This window comes from Isosphaeraceae bacterium EP7 (assembly GCA_038400315.1).
GTDB lineage: Bacteria > Planctomycetota > Planctomycetia > Isosphaerales > Isosphaeraceae > EP7.
In genome coordinates, this window is sequence record CP151667.1 from 4292479 (window position 1) to 4312014 (window position 19536).

Genomic DNA, 19536 nt, shown 5'->3' on the forward strand with positions numbered 1-19536 from the left:
GGGCGTATTCATCCGCGACGCAGGGCCCGCCCGGGGGTTGCACCCGTGGGCTCGCCGTCCAGGAGGGCCAGGGTGCCGTTGACGACGACGTGCTTCATCCCCTCGGCGAGGGTCCGGCCGGCGGCGTAGGTGGAGCGGTCGATGATGGTCAAGGGGTCGAAGATGGCCAGGTCCGCGATGAAGCCGGGCCGGACCAGGCCGCGATCGGTCAGGCGGTAGCGGCGGGCGGCGTGGGTAGCCAGGTGAGTAACGGCCTCGGCCCAGGTGTAGTCGCCCAGCTCGCGGGTATGGTAGCCCAGGAAGCGGGCGAAGGCGCCCCAGCCGCGGGGGTGGGGGAAGCCGCCGCCGAAGATTCCGTCGGAGCCGGCCATGTGCGCGGGGTGGCGGAGGATGGCCCGGACGTCGTCCTCGGTCCGTTCGCCCGGCCTGAAGCCGACGATGCCGACGGCCATGGAGGATGCGCGGAGGATCTCGCAGACGAAGTCGCCCGGGGCGAGGCCCGCTTTCTCGGCCGCCGCGACAACGGTGAGGCCCTCGGCCCAGCGCCAGTCGGGGTTCGAGACCATGGCGATGGAGGTGGTCTCGAGCGGGTAGGGTGTCCCCTTGCTGAACCAGTCGGAGTTCAGCGTCTTGCGGATCGAGGGGTCGCCCAGCCGTTCGACGGTCGCCTCGATGCCACCTTCCTGCACCCAGGGAGGGAGCGCGACCATGCCCAGGATGGTGCTGCCTGCGAGGTAGGGGTAGGAGTCGAAGGTGAGGTCCAGGTCCATGGCCAAGCCCTGGTCCATCAGGGGGAGCATCAGGCTGGCGGGGCCGTTGTAGTGCGAAACGTGGGAGGCAACGCCCGAGTCGCGGGTGATCTGGTAGACCTCGTCCATGCCGACCTTGGAGTTGGCTCCGTAGGCCCGCATGTGGGTGACGTAGATCCCGCCGTCGGGGACGATCTCCTTGCAGAGTTCGGCGAGCTCGCGGCCGTCGGAGTAGCGGCTGGGGATATAGTCGAGGCCCGTCGACAGCCCGACGGCGCCCGAGTCCATCCCCTGGCGGATCAGGCGACGCATCGCCTTGATCTCGTCATCGGTGGCGGGCCTGGGGTCGAGGCCCATCACTTCCATCCGCACGTTGCCGTTGGGGATGAGGTAGGCGACGTTAATGGCGACGTTGCGGTCGAACCGGGCGAGATATTCGTCGACGGTGTTCCAGGTGTAGTCGACCCCCTCGGGATTGGCGTTGAAGCCGGCCGAGTACCGCCTCATATAGTCCATGGTGGCCGGCGAGGCGGGCGCGAACGAGGTGCCGTCCTGGCCGATGATGTAGGTCGTCACCCCCTGCTTCAGTGCGGGCAGGTGGACGGGGTCGGCCAGCAGGACGGCGTCGCCGTGGACGTGGGCGTCGATGAAGCCGGGCGTGATGTACAGGCCTGTGGCGTCGAGGGTGCGCGAGGCGGCCGCGCCGTCGAGCCGGCCGACATCGGCGATCATGGTGTCGACGACGCCGACATCGGCGGTGAAGGGGGGGCCGCCGCTGCCGTCGATCACCTTGCCGCCCTTGATGAGCAGGTCGAACTCCATCGGTCGCCGTCCTTCGATTCGTCGTTGAATGTCGGAAGTTTCCCGCGTCGGCTCAGTGTCCCTTGAGGACCTTGCTGGCGGGCGGGTTGTCGATCTCTTCCCAGAGATACCACATCGCCGCGGTCCGGTAGGGGCGCAGCGGCTCGGTCAGCTCGCGGCACTGCTTGGGCGTGGGCATTTCCAGCAGGCCGTGATGCTTGCGCAGGCCGACCCGGATGCCCAGGTCGCCCACGGAGAGGACGTCGGGCCGGCCCAGCGCGAAGATGAGGAACATCTCGGCCGTCCAGGACCCGACCCCCTTGATGGTCGTCAGGCTCTCGACGATCTGCTCGTCGGTCCAGTCGTGGAAGAGCTCGATCGGCACGCGGCCTTCGCGGACCGCGTCGGACAGGTTGAGGAGATAGCGGGCCTTAACCCCCGAGAGGCCGACGCCGCGCAGGCCTGGCTCACCCAGGGCCAGCAGCGGGTCGTAGTGGTGCGGCTCGCCGGCCAGTTCGCGGAGCCGGCGGTCGATCGAGGCGGCGGCCTTGGCCGAGATCTGCTGGCCGATGATGGCGCGGACGAGGGTGCCGAAGCGGTCGGGCCGGACGGTCAGCCGGCAGGGGCCAACGCGGTCGACGAGGGCACGCCAGCCCTCGTCGACCTGACGCAAGTGCTTGACCGCCTTGGCCCAGGGGTCGGACGTGGTCGTCTTGGTGCGGGTCGCCATGGCCTCTCCGTGTCCTTGGGTCCGTTCCGTCTCGATTCGCTCAGTTAAGGATCTCGAGCTTGGGCATTTTGGGGGCCTTGATGTTCTGGATGCTGATCTGCGCGGCCAGCTTCTCGACGATGCCGAGCAGGTAGGGCCTGGCGGGGGAGTCGGGCCCCAGGGCCGACTTGATCTTGCCGGCGTCGCCCGCCTTGCGGATGTCGACGGTCAGGGGGACGTCGCCCAGGTATGGCAGGTTCGACGCCTGGGCCATCGCCTGCACGCCCCCCTTGCCGAACATCTCGCCGGTCATGTTCTCGACGACCCCGAGGATCGGGACCTTCAGCTGGTTGAACATCGCCACGGCGCGGCGTGCGTCCAGCAGGGCGACCTCCTGCGGGGTGCAGACCACCACGGCGCCGGTGAGCGGCAGGGCCTGGGCCAGGCTCAGGGGGACGTCGCCGGTGCCGGGGGGCAGGTCGATGACCAGGTAGTCGAGCTGGCCCCATTCCACCTGGTGGAGGAACTGCTGGATGATCCCGTGCAGCATCGGCCCGCGCATGATGACGGCGCGGTCGGGCTCGACGAGCAGGCCGATGGAGATGATCTTCAGGCCGTCGGCCTCGATCGGCTGGATTCGCTCGCCCTGCGCCATGGGCCGGCCGGTGGCGCCGGTGAGGTGGGGGATCGACGGGCCGTAGACGTCGGCGTCCATCAGGCCGACCTTGGCGCCGTAAGCTTGCAGGCCGTAGGCGATCGCGGCCGCGAGCGTGCTCTTGCCCACGCCCCCCTTGCCCGATCCGACGGCGATGACGTTCTTGACGCCGGGGATGTCCCCCTTCTCCTTGATTGCCTTGCCGCGCACCTCGGCCGACATCTGGATCAGGAACTTGTAGGTGCCGCCGAAGTGGGCGGCCAGGGCCTCGCGCACCTCTCGCTCGATTTGAGCTTTCAGCGGGCAGGCGGGGGTGGTCAGGTTGACGGTCAGGGAGATGGTGTCGCCGTCGACCTGGATGGCCTTGATCATGCCGAGCTCGACGAGGTCGCGGTGGATCTCGGGATCCTTGACCCCCTTGAGGGCGGCCAGCACGTCCTGCTCGGTCGGGGTCTCGGATTTCTTGCCGAACATGGGGGCGTCGTCCTTGGAATGGGACTCTGTCGGGGCGGGGCTTGTCTGCGTGTCGTATCGGGTTCAGCACGCCTCGGCGATGGCGATCAGCTCATCGATGAGGCCGGGCTTGGGCTCGCGGTCGGGGGACCAGCCGTCGGCGTCGGATCGGGCGTCGGCCAGGGCGATCCATCGGGTCAGGAGGTTGACCATCGCGGGGGGGACGACCACGCCGGGGAGGACCAGGGTCGCCCCCATCTCGGGGGCCAGGGCGACAGCCGCGGGGCGGCTGCGGGGCTCGACGACGACGATCAGGGCGTCGGGGGCGGCCTCGCGGGCCTCGGCCAGCTCGGCCAGGCCGCGACGGAGGGGGTCGCCCAGGTCGAGCACGACGATGGGGCGCGACCGGCCGAGCAGGGCCGCGCGTAGGTCGGCCGTCGATCGGGTCTCGACCCAGCGGATCGACTCGGACGGGAACCTGGGGCGGAGCTGCCGCGCCCAGAGGCCTCGCCGCTCGTGGGTGATGATCGTCCGGGTCGTCGAGGCCAAGGCAAGTGGGTCCGGAGGCGTTGAGGGCATGCCCCGAAGGGCGGGCGCCGACATCGACGCCGAACGAGACGATTATTGTACGGCCCTGGACCTTGCGCGGCGAGTGCCGAGGTGGCCGGCGACCGGTTCGCGGCGGCTTGAACCTGCCGTCGGACGCGACGTATGATAGGATCGGACAGGATCCGGCGAGCCGCGACGATTGACCGCCAGGGCTCCCACTTCTTCGAGGCAGAGATGGCCGAACGCGACTATTACGACGTGCTCGGCGTGGCCCGGACCGCGACCGCCGACGACATCAAGAAGGCTTATCGGGGCATGGCCCGGAAGTTTCACCCCGACGTGAACCCCGGCGACAAGTCGGCCGAGTCCAGCTTCAAAGAGGTCCAGCAGGCCTACGACGTCCTCTCGGACGCGGAGAAGCGCCAGACCTACGACCGGTTCGGCATGGCCGCCTTCGGCGGTGGTTCGTCCGGCCCGCGCGGCCACGCCGCCGACTGGGCCGCAAGCCAGGGGGGCGGCCGCCCCGGCGCCGGCGGGGCCCAAGGGGGGTTCGAGAATATCGACTTCAGCCAGTTCTTCGGCGGCGGCCCCGGGATGTCGGCCGAGGGGATGAACGAGGGGGGCGGAATCTTCGACGACCTTCTCGGCCGCGTCCGGGGCGGACGGGGCGGGAAACGCACGCGCGGCCCGAGGCCGGGGCCCGCCGTCGAGGCCGAGCTGACCATCCCCTTCCTGACCGCCGTGCAGGGTGGCGAGACCTCCTTCGAGATCGCCCGCGACGGCGGCAAGAACGAGACCCTGGTGGTGAAGATCCCGCCGGGCGTCGAGACCGGTGCCAAGCTCAGGCTGAAGGGCCAGGGGGAACACAGCGAGGAAGGCGGCCCTCGCGGCGACCTGACGATCATCCTCAAGGTGCATTCTCACCCTTACTTCCAGCGTCACGGTCGCGACCTCGTCGTCGAGGTCCCCCTGAGCGTCTCCGAGGCGATCCTGGGCGCGAAGATCGAGGTGCCGACGCTCGACGGCCACAAGGTGTTGCCCGTCCCCGCGGGCACGTCCAGCGGCCAGCGTCTGAGGCTCCGCGGCCAGGGCGTCCCCGCGTCCGGCGGCAAGCCCGAGGGCGACCTCTTCGTCTCGGTCAAGATCGTGACCCCCAGAGCGATCGACGACGAGAGCCGGGCGCTCATCGAGCAGTTTGCCGCCCGCAACCCGCAGTCGCCGCGTCTGGGGCTCTGGTAAGCGACCCCGGCTGACCATGTCGCCGGGACGCGCAACCCTTGGATCGGGAGGCCGAGGTCCGATGACGCCGAATTTCATCGCCCGCGACGAGGTAGCCGAGCACCTCTCCGTGACCACCGCCGTGCTGAGGAGATACGAGGCGCGCGGGCTCGTCCACCCAGTTCGCCGGGGGGAGCTGGAGGGCTACGAGACGCGCGAGGTGGGACGGCTCTGGACGATCGTCACCTGCCAGCGCGACCTCGGGGTGAACCTCGCCGGAGTGGAGGCCATCCTCAAGCTTCGGGACCACCTCGACGATGTCCACCGCCGGATCGCCCTCCTGGCCTCGGAACTGAACACCGCCCTGGATGAGTCCGAAGTCGATGATTGACGCACCCGCCCGGAATACGCGACCCGACCCCGCCGAGGCCAGGCGACGCTTGGGCGAGGCCGCTACGTCCTTGCTGGGCTGGGGCCTCGCGGGCATCGTTGCGCTCGGGGCCCTGGCCATCTGGCACCTGGTCCGGCGCGGTCGCCTGATCCGAGACGGGCTCGCCCCGCCCAGGGACGTGCAGCTCCCCGAGATTCCCGACGGCTTCCCTCGGGACAAGTCATGACCACCGCACGATTCAGGCCCCACGAGCGCCTGCGAGACTCGGCCGCGTTTCGTCGCGCCTTCGACCGGCGGAAGTCGGCCTCCGACGAGCGCCTGATTGTCCACGCCTCGGAGAACGGCATGGACTGCGCCCGGATCGGCATCGTCGTCTCGCGCAAGCGGATGCGGCACGCCACCGACCGCAACCACTTCAAGCGGATCGTCCGCGAGACCTTCCGCCTGACCCGCGCCGAGTGGCCCGTCGGCTTCGACTACATCGTCCTGCCACGCGGCAAGACCCCCACCCTCGCCGAGACCATCGCCAACCTCCCCGCCCTGGCCCGGGCCGTCGCCCGCCGACTTGCCAAGAACGTCGGCCCCGCCGCGACACCCCCCGAACCGCCGAAGCAGCCGTGAGTCGGCCCAGCTTGCCATCCAGGGCCCTGATCGCCTCGATCCGCGCCTACCAGGCCACGTTCAGCCAGCTGCTCGGCCCCGCCTGCATCTACGAGCCGAGTTGCAGTCGCTACATGGTCGGCGCGATCGAGAAATATGGCCTCGTCCGCGGTGTCCTCAAGGGGCTGAGGCGGATTGGCCGCTGCCACCCCTGGGGACGAGGCGGCTTCGACCCCCCCTGAGCCGATGGGCGCTTGGGGGCTCCGAGGATCAGAAGGTCGGCTTGCCCTTGAGCAGCTCGTCTTCCCAGGCGTCGAGCAGGGGCCAGTCGACGGCACAGGTGCCGAAGTCGGCCATGTGGGTGTAGCCTTCCAGGCGGGCGATCGTGGCGTCGAGCAGGGCGTTGTCCTTGCGGAAGATCGGGCCGTGGGAAGGGAGGATGAATTTGGCGTCGCAGTCGCGGATGCGCTGGAGGCTGGCGATGTAGTCGACCAGGTTCGAGCCGTGGTGGGCGTCGATCACGCCGACGCAGCCGTCGCGGAAGATGTTGTCGCCGGAGAAGAGCAGGTCGCCCATCCGGAAGCTGAGCTGGCCGTCGGTGTGGCCCGGGGTGCTCCAGACTTCCAGCGACTTGTCGCCGACGGTCAGGACGTCACCCTCGTTGATGACCTGATCCACCTTGCACTTGGGCATCTTGATGTGGATGTTCTGGGCATCGATCCGGGCGTAGGTCGTGATCTCGTCGGCCTCTTCGAGCGGCTTGACGCTCTTGGGGTGCGCCAGGACCTTGGTGCGGAGCACGTCGCGGGCGCGGGCCAGGCCCTGGGTGTGGTCGACGTCGGCGTGCGTGGCGAGGATGAACTTGCAGGCGGAGAAGCTGAAGTTCATCTGCCGGATCAGCTCCAGCACGTCGGGAAGCTCATCCAGGAAGCCGACGTCGATGATCGCGAACTCGGTGCCGCCGTCGATGATGTAGATGTTGACGCCAAGCCGCCTGCGTGCCTGGACATTCAGCTCGATGACGCCCGGGAAGACATATTGACGTTCGACCATTCCGGGACGAGCTCCAGGTGCGACGGGGGTCGGCATGTTGCGGGTGAGACGACCCAGCACGATCGCGTTGGGCGGCCCTTGGATCATACCCAGGGCCCCTCGACGCGGCAACCTCGCCCGGAGACCCGCCGGGCCCGCACATGCGTCATCCCGCCCGCCCGCGAGCCGTTTCCGGTGGGACCTGCGGACATTCCAGGAGAGGCCACATGGATCCCCGCTGAAGACGCCGGGGACAGGGGCGACCCGGGATTTCGCGGGAGAAGCCGCTTGACATGAGCGGCCGACCGTGCACTATGGGTCGTAGTACTACTGTCCATAGTATTGGAGGTCGCATGGACGACGACACGCTCGACGAGCTTGGGGAGCTGCAGCGCTCGGCGCTCGAGGCCGTCTGGGAGCTGGGCGAGGCGAGCGTGCAGGGGGTGCGCGACCGGCTCGCCGAGTCGGGGCGCGGCGGGCTCGCCTATACGACCATCCTCAGCGTGATGCAGAAGCTCGAGAAGGCAGGCTGGCTCGACCACAGGGCCGAAGGCCGGGTCTACATCTACAGGCCGACCAGGTCGAGGGACGAGGCCGACTCCTCGACGGCCAGGTCGCTGCTGCGCAGGGTGTTCGGGGGCGATCCGCTCCGGCTCTTCCAGCACATCATCGCCGACGAGGACCTGTCGGATCAGGACCTCGCGGCCCTTCGCAAGCTCATCGAGCGCAAACGCACGGAGAAAGGGAGGGGGGCATGATGACGGATTCGCTGAGCATGGCCACGCCCGCGTGGGTCGCGTTGGCCTGGCAAGTCGCATGGCAGTCGACCGCGGTGCTCGCCGCGGGCCTGGTCGCGTCGTGGACGGTGCCGATGCGGCCGTCGCGGGCCCATCGGATCCTCCTCGCCGCGGCGATCGCGTGCCTGATCGTCACACCCGCGTCGCTCATCGCACGCAGGTTCGACCTCGGCCTGCTCCCCCCGCGTCTCACGACCAATCCGCCCGAGGTTGCGGCCGAACCCGGGCCCTCTCCGCGGCCGACCCTGGCTTCGTCCGGGGTTGTGGCACCGCCTGTGAGCTTCGCTTCGGGGCGCGACATGGCGCGGCCCGAGGTCCAGCCCATCGGCTTCAATCCCACACTGCAAGAACAGTCAGATGTCTCGATCTCGCCGGTGACCCCGAATCCGGTGGCGAGCGAGGCGTCGATCGTTTCGTTGATCCCGCCGGCCTGGGCCGTCCTGACACTCGTGGGCCTGTTGTCGCTGCTCGCATCCTACGCTCTTGGGCTGAGGCTCAAGGCCGGGGCCGCGATTCTCCGCGATGGCGACCTCGTGGAGGCGGCGGGATCGGCGTCCAGGAGCCTGGGAATGTCAATCGTGCCCGAGTTGCGGAGGTCACGCTCGGTGCGGTGCCCGGTCGTCTGGTGCTGGGGGCGGCGACCCGTGCTCATCGTGCCGGATTCGCCGTCCGCCGCGGACACCGGCCACTGGTCGGCGATCTTCTGCCACGAGCTGGCGCACTGGACGCGCCGCGACCACCTCTCGGCGCTGGCCGGCGAGTTGCTCACCTGCCTCCTGCCTTGGCATCCGCTCGCCTGGACGTTGCGCGGCAGGATGGCCGACCTCTCGGAGCTTGCGTGCGACGACTGGGCGCTCGCCCATGCGCCCGGGGTCTCGCCGCCCGACTATGCCGCGTCGCTGCTCGGGCTGGCCGTCGACCGTCGCCGCCCGCTGGTCCCGTCGGCCGTCTCCCGTCGGTCGGGTCTCGGAGCCCGCGTCCGTCACATCCTCGAAGAGTCCGATCCGAGGCCACGCACCGGAGCCGCCTGGAACTCGCTCCTCCTCGGCCTTTCCCTGGGGCTGATCGTCACCCTCACGCTCGCCCAGGCCAGGCAAGCCCGGGCGATCGTTGCGGCGGCCGTGCCCCGCGTTGCGGACGACGCGGCTCAGGGATCAGGAGGTGCAAGATTGACGACGATTGAAGGCACGGTCCGGGACATGAGCGGGAAGCCGCTGCCCGAGGCGGAGGTCCTCTGGATCGGAGTGGACGCGCCAACCCTCAGCCATGTCGCCATGCCGCACGACCATCCCGACTACGGCAGGCATGTCAACAAGGTCGTTGCTCGCGGCGTGGCCGACGATCGCGGGAGATTCACCCTCTCAAGCTCGACCCAGAGGCCATCGAACGATCGGCCACTCGCGATGGTCGTCGCCCATGTCAAGGGCCTGGCCCCGGCGAGTTCCATCGCCGCTTTCGACGGCAAGCCGATCGAGATCGTCCTCCAACCTCCGGTGCCGATCGTCGGGCGGTTGATCACCCCCGGGGGCGAGCCCGCGGCCGGCGTCGTCGTCCGGCTCGAGACCTATTCCAACGGCTTCTGGCGCGATACCAAGACGGCCCGATACACCCAATATGGGATGGACGGGGAGGATTGGGACGCTCGGCCCAGGTTCTATCCGGGCGAATTCCGCACCGATGACGAGGGCAAGTTCGTCATCGACGGTTACGTGCCTGCGAATATGTTCGCGACCCTCACCCTCAGGCATCCCGACTACTCCGTCGAAGAGCTGACGGTCTCGACGGGGGCCAGCATCGAGCCGACTCCGGACCTGGCGGCCTTCAGCATCAGACCCTTGCCGCGAGAATTTACCCACACTCTCCTTCCGCCCCACCCGGTCGTCGGCCGGATTACGGACGCGGAGACCAAGGCCCCGCTGGCCGGGGTGACGGTCGAGGTCACGCCGATGCGTAAGCACGGGGGGAAGCCGATCCGGAGCCTGACAGACGCCGACGGTCGCTATCGCGTCTCCGACCGCGAGGGAGAGCACTACTGGGTGGCCGTCTACCCGAAGTCCAGCTCGGGCTATCTCCCGGCCGAGCGGGGCATGGTCCAATGGAAAGACGGCGAATCCGACCTGCGGATCGACCTGCCACTCCGCCGCGGCGTCGTCATCCGAGGTCGGGTCATCGATGAGACGAACGGCGGGCCGATCGCCGGCGCCGGGGTCGTCTATCAGCCGAAACGAGGCAACCCACAGGTCCGCGCCGACGACGACTTCCGCAGCCCGACGATCACCGATTCCGAGGGCCGTTTCACGCTGACCGGCGTCCGTGGTCCCGGTGTCGTCGTCGCCGAGGGGCCTTCCGACTCCTACATACGCCGCGCGGTCGCCCCGATCGACTTCGGCCACACGTCGAGCCTTCACGTCCACGGCCTCGCCCGGATCGAGGTCCCCGCCGTGGGCGAGGGTTCCGAGGCGGTCGTCGGACTGAAACGCGGTTTTACCTTGGAGGCCAGGGTGACAGGGCCCGATGGCTCGCCGCTCGATTCGGTCCGCGCGTGGTGCCCGGAACTGAACGCGAGGCTCCTGGAGAATTGGGTCTCGCCCCTCATGTTCAGCGACGGCATCTTCCGCCTTCCGGGGGCCGAACCGGGTCGCACCTACCGCGTGTTCCTGCTCGATGAGGGCAGGAAATTCGGTGCGGTCGCCGAGCTGAAGGCCGACGCCGATCGCAAAGAGCCCCTTGAGGTCAGGCTCGCCCCCACGGCGACCGCCCATGGGCGGGTACTCGGCAACGACGGGAAGCCGCTCGAAGGATCTCAAATCCTTCCCAACATCCAGCTCGTCGATCAGGGGAGCGATCTGACCGAGAGAGACCGTTACGACCGGTTCGGCCTCCACATCTACTCGATGTTCACGGATGAGCCACTGAAACAGGTCTATCCGGCCGACTTTCGCTATGTAGGGCTCATCCCCGGGGTGCGTTACTTCGTGATGTGGAACAGCGGTGGAGTTCCCTGCTGGCGTGCGATCGAGCCCCTGAAGCCTGGCGAGGATCGGGACCTGGGAGATATCCGGGCAGACAAGAAGAAGGAGGCCAAGGATGGGAACTGACCCGGAATCTCCCTGGGATGGCGAGCCCGCCGCGGCCTGGGAGCCCTACGACCCGTCGCGCGACGGGGCCTGGGACCTAGCTCGCGTCGCGCATCTGCATCGTCGGGCAGGGTTCGGGGCCGGGGCGTCCCGCCTGGCCCGGGACGTGAGCGACGGGCACGAGGCGTCGATCCGCCGCATCGTCGAAGGCGATCCCGTCGGCCCGGACGGCCGGACTCGCGCCGAGTTCGACGACCTGGCGGGCTCGATGACCGATTCCGCGCGGCGCGATCCCGCCATCGGCCGCGTGCGGCTCGCCTGGCTCTTCCGGCTCTTGAACGGCCCGCACCCGCTCCAGGAGCGGATGACCCTGGCCTGGCACGGTCACTACGCGACAGGGGCGCGGAAGGTCGCGGATCCGCTCGCGATGCTCGATCAGGTCGAGGCGATGCGGGGGCTCTGGAATGCTCCCGTCTCCAAACTCCACCGCGCCATGCTCGACTCCGCCGCGATGCAACTCTGGCTCGACGGACCTTCCAGCGATCGGGACAGGCCGAACGAGAATCTCGGACGGGAGTTCCTCGAACTCTTCGCGCTCGGCGAGGGGGCATACGGCGAAGGCGACGTGAAGGCGGCCGCCCGCGCATTGACCGGATACCGCGTCGGCGGCGGAGCAGACCTGCGAGCTCGCTCCGTCGTCTTCGACCCGAAGCGGCACGACGGCGGCGAAAAACTCCTGCTCGGCGAGACTGGCCCCTGGGGTCCGGCCGACCTGGTGCGGATCGCCTCGAAGCAGCCGCCCGCCGCGCGTGCGGTGGCGCGGCGACTCTTCCTCACGTTCATCGACGACATCACCCCGCCGCCGGCCCCGCTCGTCGATGCGCTCGCGGATCTCATCCGCACGCCCGGCGATGTCGACGTCGCGCGGGGCATCCGGGTCGTCCTGGGTTCCCGCTGCTTCCATTCGGGAGGGGTGCGGGGACGGAAGGTGAAGTCGCCGGTCGACTTTGTCGTGGGCCTGATTCGCACGACCGGCTGGTTCCGCCCCACACCTGACCCGATCACGATCGACGTCTCGCTCACGCGGATGGGCCAGACGCTGCTCGACCCGCCGAGCGTCGCGGGGTGGTCGGGCGGATATTCGTGGCTCGGCGCCCCGCTGCTCATCGCCCGCGCCAACTTCATGGCGGAAATCACCTCGACGGCAGGCGCCGAGGCGAAGCTCAGGACGCTCCACGGCAAATCCAGGGGAGGCTCCCCGTCGTCGTGGGGCGCATCGGTCGCCGGGGCATTCGCACCTTGCGTCCAGGGGCCGGGCCTGCGAGGGGCGAAGGCCCCCGCGAGCTATGCCGAGGCCCTGCGGCTTGTCGCCTCGTATCCCGAAGCCCATCTCGCCTGAGGAGTCCAGGCCATGAATCGACGCCGCTTCCTCTCGAACACGTCCGCCCTCCCGGTGTTCGGCTCTCTCCCGGGCCTCTGGAGTCGCGCGGCAGCCGCCGCAGGGCCTCAGTCGGACGCGCCCATCCTCGTCGTCGTCGAGTTGACCGGCGGCAATGACGGGCTGAACATGGTCATCCCTTACGTCGATGACGCCTATCACCGCGCACGTCCCACGATCGGGATCGCCGCCGACAAGGTGCTCAAACTCGATGATTCGATGGGCCTCCATCCGGCGATGACCGGCCTGCGGACCCAGTGGGACGCGGGGAAGCTGCGCGTGCTGATGAATGTCGGCTACCCGAGGCCGAGCCGATCGCACACGCGGGCGATGGAGATCTGGCAGTCCGGAGACGTCGCGCCGTTGCCGACCACGGGCTGGCTCGGCCGTTACTCGGAGATCACGCCGGAACGCTCCCCCTCCTGTTTCGTCGGCCCCGACAGCATGCCGCTCGCCGTCCGGGGCCGCAAGGTCGCCCCGTTCGCGCTCGGCGACATCAAGGCGATGACGCTCCGACCCGAGGCCGCGCTGACCCCGATTGCGGGCCTTGCGGAGACGTCGACTCCGGCGGGTCGCGTGGCGAAGGCGATGGAGGCGGCTCGCTCGATTGCCGATCGGGTCGCGGCGATGCGCCCGGACGATGCCACCGCAGGGCGAGAAGGCCTGGAAGTGAAGCTCGCAGTGATCCGCCGGCTCATCGAGTCGGGCTCAGGGTCGAGGGTCTATTACACCTCGCTCGACGGCTTCGACACGCACGCCGGGCAGGAATTCGCCCATCAAAGCCTGCTAGGAACGCTGTCCAAGGCGCTTGCTCGCTTCCAGGCCGACCTCGAAGCGAGCAAGCTCGACGATCGCGTGGTCGTGCTCGTCTTCTCCGAATTCGGTCGACGTCTCGAAGAGAACGGGTCGAAGGGGACCGACCACGGAGCGGCCGCGCCTGTTCTCCTCCTAGGCTCGGGGGTCGCAGGCGGTCTCCTCGGCGGGCCGCCGGATCTCCGGGACCTCGACGAAGGGGATGTCCGCTTCACCCTCGATTTCCGCGACCTTTATGCGTCATTGCTGGCGGATTGGCTCGGCGTCGACCCGACCCCGGTGGTCGGCCGGGGCCAGGAGGGTCGTCTTCACCTGTTCCGTTGAGTCTCAATGTTCGGCTTCGGCCGCACCTTCGAGGAGGCGGATGTCCTTGATTTCGAGCTGGATGGTGCGGCGGCCGTTCCACTCGTTGATGGCGGGGTGGTAGGCCAGGTCGACGAGCATGCCGGCCTTGAGGTGCTTGTAGCGTTCGCCCATGTTCCAGCCCACCGCCTCGACGGTGGCCGTGCCGTGGGCCACGCGGAGCTTGATGTGCTTGCCCTCGGTCATCGTCTTGGGGTCGCCGACGAGCCGGACGCCGGAGGTCGCCAGGATCGGCCTGAGGTTGCCGATCCCGTGGGGTTCGAGGGCCTCGATCTGCTCGGCCACGCGGATGGTGAGCATGGCCAGCTCGATCTCGGCGTCGATCGACAGCTCCTTGACCAGGGCCTCGGGCATGATCGCGTCGCGGCAATGGCGGTCGAACAGCTCGGTGAACTGCGGGAGCGAGGCGGCGGGGAGGCGGACGCCCGCGGCTGCGGAGTGGCCACCGAACGCGCTCAGCACGTCGCCGCAGGCTTTCAGGGCGTCGTACAGGTTGAAGCCCGGGATGGACCGGGCCGAGCCCTGTCCTCGTTCGCCGTCCAGGGCGATGATGACGGTGGGCCGGTGGAACATCTCGGCGATCCGGCCGGCGACGATGCCGATGACGCCCGGATGCCAGCCCTCGCGGGCCAGGACGATGCCCCGGCGCTCGTCCATTCCGCCCAGCTCGTCGAGCATGGAGCGGGCCTCGGCGACCATCCGCGCCTCGACCTCGCGGCGGCGGACGTTGCACTCATCCAGCCCTCGGGCGAGCACCATGGCCCGCGCGGCGTCGTCGGTCGTGAGCATCTCGACGGCGTGCATCGCCCGTTCAAGCCGCCCCGCCGCGTTGATCCTCGGCCCGAGGGTGAAGCCGACGTGGCCGCTGGTGATCTTCAGCTTATCCTTCAGGCCAGAGACCTCGATGAGCGCCTGAAGGCCCGCCGATGGGGCGCGGTTCAGCCCATCCAGGCCGTGCTTGACCAGCACCCGGTTCTCGCCGAAGAGGGGGACCATGTCGGCCACGGTGGCCATGGCGACCATGCCCATGGCGTTGATGAGGAACCCGCGCATGTGGGGTGACGCCTTCTTGCCATCACCGAAGGTCTTGGCCATCTGCCAGGCGAGCTTGAAGGCGACCCCACAGCCGCAGAGCTCGGGAAACGGGTATTGGCTGCCGATCAGCTTGGGATGGACCAGCGCAGCGGCCTCGGGGAGCCGATCGCCGATGGTGTGATGATCGGTGACGATGAATTCGAGGCCCAGCTCCCGGGCGAGCTCCGCCTCGGCCACCGCCGAGATGCCGCAGTCGACGGTGACGACCAGCTCGGCCCCCTCGGCGGCCAGCTTGCGCAGGGCGTCGGCGCTGACGCCGTAGCCTTCCTCGACGCGGTGGGGGATGTAGTACTCGACGTTGGTGGCGCCTGCGAGTTTCAGGCAGTGCCAGAGGATGCTCGTGCCGCAGACGCCGTCGACGTCGTAGTCACCATAGATGACGACCTTGCGGTTGGCCCGGACGGCGGCCACGATCCGGTCGGCGGCCTCGACGATGCCGGGGAGGCTTTCGGGGTCGTGCAGCCCCTTCATCTTCGCTTCGAGGAACTCGGATGCGGTGATCGCGTCGCGGATCCCCCGATTCCAGAGCAGGTGGGCAAGCAGCGGTGGGAGGCCCGACTCGCGAGCTAGCTCCTCGATGGGCCCCCGGTCGAAGGGCCTGAAGCGCCAGCGTGGGGCGAGCATCCGGGGTCTCTCGCGGGCCTGCGGGACGAGGTCGATGGCCATCAGAACCATCCGCGGAGGCGGCTCCAGAACCAGAGGACGTAGGGGGTGGCCGCCATCACGATGACCGACGCCCAGAACAAGGTGGCCTTGGGCAGGGGGGGGCCGGTGAACTCCAGCGTCTGGCCGAAGAAGTTCATGCCGAAGAACCCCACCAGGAAGGTCATCGGCAGGAACATCACCGTGACCAGCGTCAGAGTTTTCATGATGTCGTTGGTCCGGTTCGAAACCGCCGAGAGATAGGTATCGAGCGCCCCCGAGATCAGGTCGCGCAGGCTCTCGGCGATGTCGTGGGTCCGGACCAGGTGATCGTAAATGTCGCGGAAGTAGACGCGATTCTCCGCGTGGATCTGGGCGAATGGGTCGCGGGCCAGGCGATTCATGATTTCGCGCTGGGGGGAGAGGGTGCGGTAGAGCCGCAGGCTCGCCCGTTTGATGCGGAAGATGCGCTTGAGGGTCCTGGGCCTGGCCTTCTTGAAGACTTCGTCCTGGGCCGCGTCGATGGCATCATCCAGGTGTTCGATGGCGGGCAGATATTCGGCGACGATCGCGTCGAGCAGGTGATAGAGGAGATGCTCGGCACCCCGGCCATTGCGGTTGCTAGGGTCGCGCTCGATGTTCCGACGGTGCTGGTCGAGGGCGTTGATCGGCTCGGTGTGGTACGTCAGTAAATAGTTCACGCCCAGGAAGATATCCAGCTCGTGCATGCCGAGCTTCTCGTCGCGTTTCCGGAAGTCGATGGTATGAAAGACCAGGTAGAGGTAGCTGCCCCAGTCGTCGAGCTTGGCGATGTGGGTTTGCTGGAGCGCATCCTCGATGGCCAGCGGGTGGAACTGGAAGGTATCGCGCATCAAGGTCTCGGCCTCGGCGGTGACCGTCCCCGGGTCCTCGATGTCGATCCAGACGCAACCCTCGCGGTCGTCGAGGGCCTGCTGGAGCTGTTCCCTGGGCCAATCGCGGTGCAGCTCTCCCGAGCTTGAGCGGTAGAGGACCGAGATCGCTGGGTCGGTCTTCGACCCCTGGGCGGGGGCTTCGGCGGTGGTTTCCGAGGTCGCCATGCGTCGCAGCTCCGTTGCGGTTGGCTGGCGGGGGATCAGCCGTTGGGGGACCAGTCGGGGGGGACCTCTCTCAGGGCGGCCCGAAGCTCCAGATCGAGCGTCGAGGCGGAGGTCGGATCGATTGTACGCCTCAAGGGGCTGCGGAATCCGCCGAAGACACGGCCGAACGTGATGGGCGGGGCCACCGGCACTCGGTTGGCCGAGCTGTGCGAGACGGCGACCAGGTTCCTGCCGACCGCGACGCCGGTCGCCTCATAACGGCCGTCGAGGCCGATCGGCGCGGTTCGGTGGTGGCCGACGGCGCCGTCAACGGGGACGAACTCGACCCAGCCGCCGACGACGGGGCGACCGTCGACGGTGATCCGGCCGCGGACGACCGCAGTGTGGGCGACGACCGGGTGCAGCTCCTCGGCGCAGCCCGCGGCGAGCAGGGCGGCCAGGCCAATCCAGGCTTCGCCGAAGTGGGACATGGCGGGTCGCCTCGCGGGCACAATCGGGTCAGGAAAGGCCGATAAGTTCGGCGGGAATTTCGTCGATCGTTGAAAAGAGGACAAGGTCTCCGCCGGTCCGGCCTCGGCCCGAGTGGGGACCGACGGAGCCGAGGGGGGCGTAGATGACCCCGCCCGACTGGCGCTCGCCCAGCAGGCGGCCGACTCGGCCTCGATACAACTGGCTGCCCCCCTGGCAGTTGAGCCCGGCACGATGTCCCGCGTCGCCAGCGATGATGAGGGTGCCCCCCCGCTGGTCGTAGCCCGGGGCGTCGGTGGCGGAGCCCAGCACGACGACCCGGCCGGCCTTCATGCTGCGAGCCACGCCGTCGGCGGCGTCACCCCGGCAAAGGACGGTCAGGCCGGGGGCGTTCAGGCCGGCGCCCAACTCGGGGCCGGCGTTCCCCTCGACCTCGATGACGGCCTTCCACGCGCCGGCGAGGCCGGCGGCCAGAAGGCGTTGACGCTCGACGCCGACGAGCCTCACGCGAGGCGAACCGGAGTCGAGCAGGCGAGTTAGCTCGGCGTTGATGCGCTGGTAGTCCCTGATATCCGGGACCACCAGCGCGTCCCCCTCAGCGTGCGGCATCGGGGTACTCGGCTCCGCCGGCGACGAGGCGGCGGTCCTTGGGTGTGTTCTTGTCGAGGGTCGCCTTGAGGTCGGCGACGCGGGCGGAGAGGTCCTTCTTGCGGGCCTCGATCGTCGTTCCGGCCGCCTGCGAGAGGCGGACGGCGGCGGCGGCGACGGCCTTGACCTGGTTGACGATCTGGTCGACGACCGCCTTGTCGGCCCCCTGCGCCTTGCTGGCACCGGAGCCCTGCACGGCGGGGTCGCCGGCCAGGGCGGGGTAGACCTGATAGAGCAGCATCGAGGTGAGCTGCTGGGCCTTCTGGGAGCCTTCCGACGAGTGCGTCTCGACGATCTGGTCGCCGAGGTCGGCGGCGGCGCGGCCGATGGCGTAGGCGGCCAGGTTGGTGTTATAGCCCTGAAGCGGCGGGGCGATCTTCATCATGCCGAGGCTCCAGGCGGCCTGCGACCGGACCTCGATGCGCTCCTTCGGGTCGCTCAGCAGCTTCATGGCCGCGTTGACCATCTCGGCCTTGCCGCTGACCAGCGGGGTGGGGATTCGCAGCGCACCGATGGCCTCGACGACCCTCATCCGGACCGGCCAGGGTGCGCCGGTCTCGCGATCGAGGAACGAGGCCAGAGACTGCCCGGCCTTGATGGCCCTGGCCGTGTCGGTCAGCGTCCCGCGTCCCCCCTGGGCGGCGTTGGTGATGCCGCGAGCTGCCCAGAGCTTGACCCAGACTGATTGCTCGGGGTCATCCAGCTGCTTGATGTAAATATCAAGAGCGTCTGGACTTCCGGTCATTCCCAGGACAATCATCGCCTGGATGCGGGCGTAGAAGTGGTTGTCCAGCAGCTTGGGCAGTGTCGAGATCAGGATGGGGACATAGGCGTTGAGGAACGCCGTGTTGCGGGGGTTGGTGGCCATCGCCGTCGTCAGGGGGTCGATCAGCGCCGTCGCGGCGCGGTCGATGGCCCGGGCGGCTGCGGCGTTGCGGCTGGCCTCCGAGGCGTTCTTGGGCTGCGACGGGGGATCGAGCAGGGCCTTGATATTACGATGGCTGGTCAGCTCGGCCGTCCAGTAGTCGACATACCGCTGGAGGAATGCCTTGTCGGCCTGGCCGCTGCCGCCGGCCCAGCCCCTGATGCGTGAGAGGTCGTTGGGGTTACCGACCAGGTCGAGTGGCGGGTTAGGCGGGCGCAACTCCTTGAAGGTGTTGACCAGGGCCGCCTCGGTCTTGGGGTCCTTGAAGACCTCGTCGACGTTCGACTTGGTCTCCTCAGAGGCATCGACCATGCCCTTGAGCTGGGCCTCGTTGGGGGCCGAGACGTCCTGGGGGACGACGGCCGGCTCGGCCTTGGGCTCGGGGGCATCCTTGGCCGTCGCGGCGGGCTGGTCGGCCTTCTTGGCCGGTGCCTGCTGGGCGACGGCGGAGGCGAACGTGGCGATCACGACCAAGCAGGACACCACCGGCACAGGCCAGAGGCACACCCGCGAATCTCCCCGCAGCACCCTCGGGGCGGACGCTTGGAGCATGTTCGCTAACCTTTACAGGGTTGATTCGAAAGGAAAGGACGCGAGCAGGCCGCGGCCGAGGACGATCGGGGGCGGGGACGAAGCCGCCCGCGGGACCCGGAGACGGGCCCCGAAACCCGGCCCGATGGATGCGACGAACGTCGCAGTCGGGCCTTGCGGCATCCCAGGTTCAGGCTAACCCGCTCCCGGACCCATGTCAAGTTTCCCAGACACCTTACCTCGCCTCGCCGGAAGGTTGCATGACCCATTCGACGCCCCCGGCGACCGATGGTTCCATCGACCGTGTTGCACCCCGCTCGAATCCGGCCCCGAAGCCCGGGTTCGTTTCGTCTTCCCGGGTTCGTTTCGTCTTCCCGGGTTCGTTTCGTCTTCCCGGGTTCGTTTCGTCTTCCCGGGTTCGTTTCGTCTTCCCGGGTTCGTTTCGTCTTCCCGGGTTCGTTTCGTCTTCCCGGGTTCGTTTCGTCTTCCCGGGTTCGTTTTGT

At 68.6% G+C, this 19536-nt stretch carries 19 protein-coding genes; 9 read left to right on the forward strand and 10 right to left on the reverse strand.

Going from position 1 to position 19536, the window contains the following annotated elements; genetic code table 11:
• Window positions 1-8: 8 nt before the first annotated feature.
• From EP7_RS16620 to EP7_RS16635, 4 genes are all read right to left on the reverse strand, one after another.
• On the reverse strand, window positions 9-1571 hold the full coding sequence (locus EP7_RS16620; protein ID WP_463522659.1) for an N-acyl-D-amino-acid deacylase family protein: 1563 nt from the start codon (window positions 1569-1571) through the stop codon (window positions 9-11).
• Window positions 1572-1623: 52 nt separating this feature from the next.
• On the reverse strand, window positions 1624-2280 hold the full coding sequence (locus EP7_RS16625; protein ID WP_463522661.1) for a DNA-3-methyladenine glycosylase family protein: 657 nt from the start codon (window positions 2278-2280) through the stop codon (window positions 1624-1626).
• A 40-nt stretch (window positions 2281-2320) separates the two neighbouring features.
• The gene (locus EP7_RS16630; protein ID WP_463522663.1) at window positions 2321-3388 is read right to left on the reverse strand and encodes an Mrp/NBP35 family ATP-binding protein; all 1068 of its coding nucleotides are present in this window, start codon (window positions 3386-3388) and stop codon (window positions 2321-2323) included.
• Between the two features lie 63 nt (window positions 3389-3451).
• Complete coding sequence (locus EP7_RS16635) at window positions 3452-3916, reverse strand: hypothetical protein (protein ID WP_463522665.1); 465 nt, start codon at window positions 3914-3916, stop codon at window positions 3452-3454.
• A 234-nt stretch (window positions 3917-4150) separates the two neighbouring features.
• Here EP7_RS16635 and EP7_RS16640 point away from each other — a divergent pair, with 234 nt between their 5' ends.
• From EP7_RS16640 to yidD, 5 genes are all read left to right on the forward strand, one after another.
• Entirely contained in the window at window positions 4151-5155 is a 1005-nt protein-coding gene (locus tag EP7_RS16640; RefSeq protein WP_463522667.1) for a DnaJ C-terminal domain-containing protein, read from the forward strand.
• Between the two features lie 61 nt (window positions 5156-5216).
• On the forward strand, window positions 5217-5525 hold the full coding sequence (locus EP7_RS16645; protein ID WP_463522669.1) for a MerR family transcriptional regulator: 309 nt from the start codon (window positions 5217-5219) through the stop codon (window positions 5523-5525).
• Window positions 5518-5751, forward strand: a complete 234-nt coding sequence (locus EP7_RS16650; RefSeq protein WP_463522671.1) for a hypothetical protein — start codon at window positions 5518-5520, stop codon at window positions 5749-5751. Before EP7_RS16645 ends, EP7_RS16650 begins: the two co-directional genes overlap by 8 nt.
• Window positions 5748-6146 carry a ribonuclease P protein component gene (gene rnpA / locus EP7_RS16655; protein ID WP_463522673.1) on the forward strand — a complete coding sequence of 133 codons (399 nt, stop codon included), beginning with the start codon at window positions 5748-5750 and terminating at the stop codon, window positions 6144-6146. Before EP7_RS16650 ends, rnpA begins: the two co-directional genes overlap by 4 nt.
• Window positions 6143-6367 (forward strand): membrane protein insertion efficiency factor YidD, encoded by a 225-nt coding sequence (yidD, locus tag EP7_RS16660; RefSeq protein WP_463522675.1) that lies wholly within the window; start codon window positions 6143-6145, stop codon window positions 6365-6367. Before rnpA ends, yidD begins: the two co-directional genes overlap by 4 nt.
• 28 nt (window positions 6368-6395) lie before the next feature.
• On the opposite strand, the gene EP7_RS16665 is transcribed toward yidD, so the two are convergent.
• Window positions 6396-7178, reverse strand: coding sequence for an MBL fold metallo-hydrolase (locus EP7_RS16665; RefSeq protein WP_463522677.1), 783 nt, complete (start codon window positions 7176-7178; stop codon window positions 6396-6398).
• A 332-nt stretch (window positions 7179-7510) separates the two neighbouring features.
• On the opposite strand from EP7_RS16665, the gene EP7_RS16670 reads away from it, so the two are divergent.
• Genes EP7_RS16670 through EP7_RS16685 form a run of 4 tightly spaced genes read left to right on the forward strand, consistent with a single transcriptional unit; the run spans window position 7511 to window position 13606 of the window.
• Window positions 7511-7915: a BlaI/MecI/CopY family transcriptional regulator gene (locus tag EP7_RS16670; RefSeq protein ID WP_463522679.1), complete on the forward strand. Its 405-nt coding sequence runs from the start codon at window positions 7511-7513 to the stop codon at window positions 7913-7915.
• A complete protein-coding gene (locus EP7_RS16675; RefSeq protein ID WP_463522681.1) occupies window positions 7915-11052 on the forward strand; it encodes a carboxypeptidase regulatory-like domain-containing protein in 3138 nt (1045 codons plus the stop codon). Before EP7_RS16670 ends, EP7_RS16675 begins: the two co-directional genes overlap by 1 nt.
• A complete protein-coding gene (locus tag EP7_RS16680) occupies window positions 11042-12430 on the forward strand; it encodes a DUF1800 family protein (protein ID WP_463522683.1) in 1389 nt (462 codons plus the stop codon). Before EP7_RS16675 ends, EP7_RS16680 begins: the two co-directional genes overlap by 11 nt.
• 12 nt (window positions 12431-12442) lie before the next feature.
• Window positions 12443-13606: a DUF1501 domain-containing protein gene (locus tag EP7_RS16685; protein WP_463522685.1), complete on the forward strand. Its 1164-nt coding sequence runs from the start codon at window positions 12443-12445 to the stop codon at window positions 13604-13606.
• Window positions 13607-13609: 3 nt separating this feature from the next.
• Here the strand turns inward: EP7_RS16685 and recJ are convergent, their stop codons facing one another.
• From recJ to EP7_RS16710, 5 genes are read right to left on the reverse strand one after another with little or no spacing between them, the layout of a single operon-like run.
• Window positions 13610-15406, reverse strand: a complete 1797-nt coding sequence (gene recJ / locus EP7_RS16690) for a single-stranded-DNA-specific exonuclease RecJ (RefSeq protein WP_463522687.1) — start codon at window positions 15404-15406, stop codon at window positions 13610-13612.
• Window positions 15406-16461 carry a magnesium/cobalt transporter CorA gene (corA, locus tag EP7_RS16695; protein WP_463522689.1) on the reverse strand — a complete coding sequence of 352 codons (1056 nt, stop codon included), beginning with the start codon at window positions 16459-16461 and terminating at the stop codon, window positions 15406-15408. The genes recJ and corA overlap by 1 nt, the downstream gene beginning before the upstream one ends.
• A gap of 35 nt (window positions 16462-16496) precedes the next feature.
• The gene (locus EP7_RS16700) at window positions 16497-16931 is read right to left on the reverse strand and encodes a hypothetical protein (protein WP_463522691.1); all 435 of its coding nucleotides are present in this window, start codon (window positions 16929-16931) and stop codon (window positions 16497-16499) included.
• A 28-nt stretch (window positions 16932-16959) separates the two neighbouring features.
• Window positions 16960-17538 carry a GltB/FmdC/FwdC-like GXGXG domain-containing protein gene (locus tag EP7_RS16705; protein WP_463522693.1) on the reverse strand — a complete coding sequence of 193 codons (579 nt, stop codon included), beginning with the start codon at window positions 17536-17538 and terminating at the stop codon, window positions 16960-16962.
• Complete coding sequence (locus EP7_RS16710) at window positions 17525-19009, reverse strand: HEAT repeat domain-containing protein (RefSeq protein ID WP_463522695.1); 1485 nt, start codon at window positions 19007-19009, stop codon at window positions 17525-17527. Before EP7_RS16710 ends, EP7_RS16705 begins: the two co-directional genes overlap by 14 nt.
• Window positions 19010-19536 lie beyond the last annotated feature (527 nt).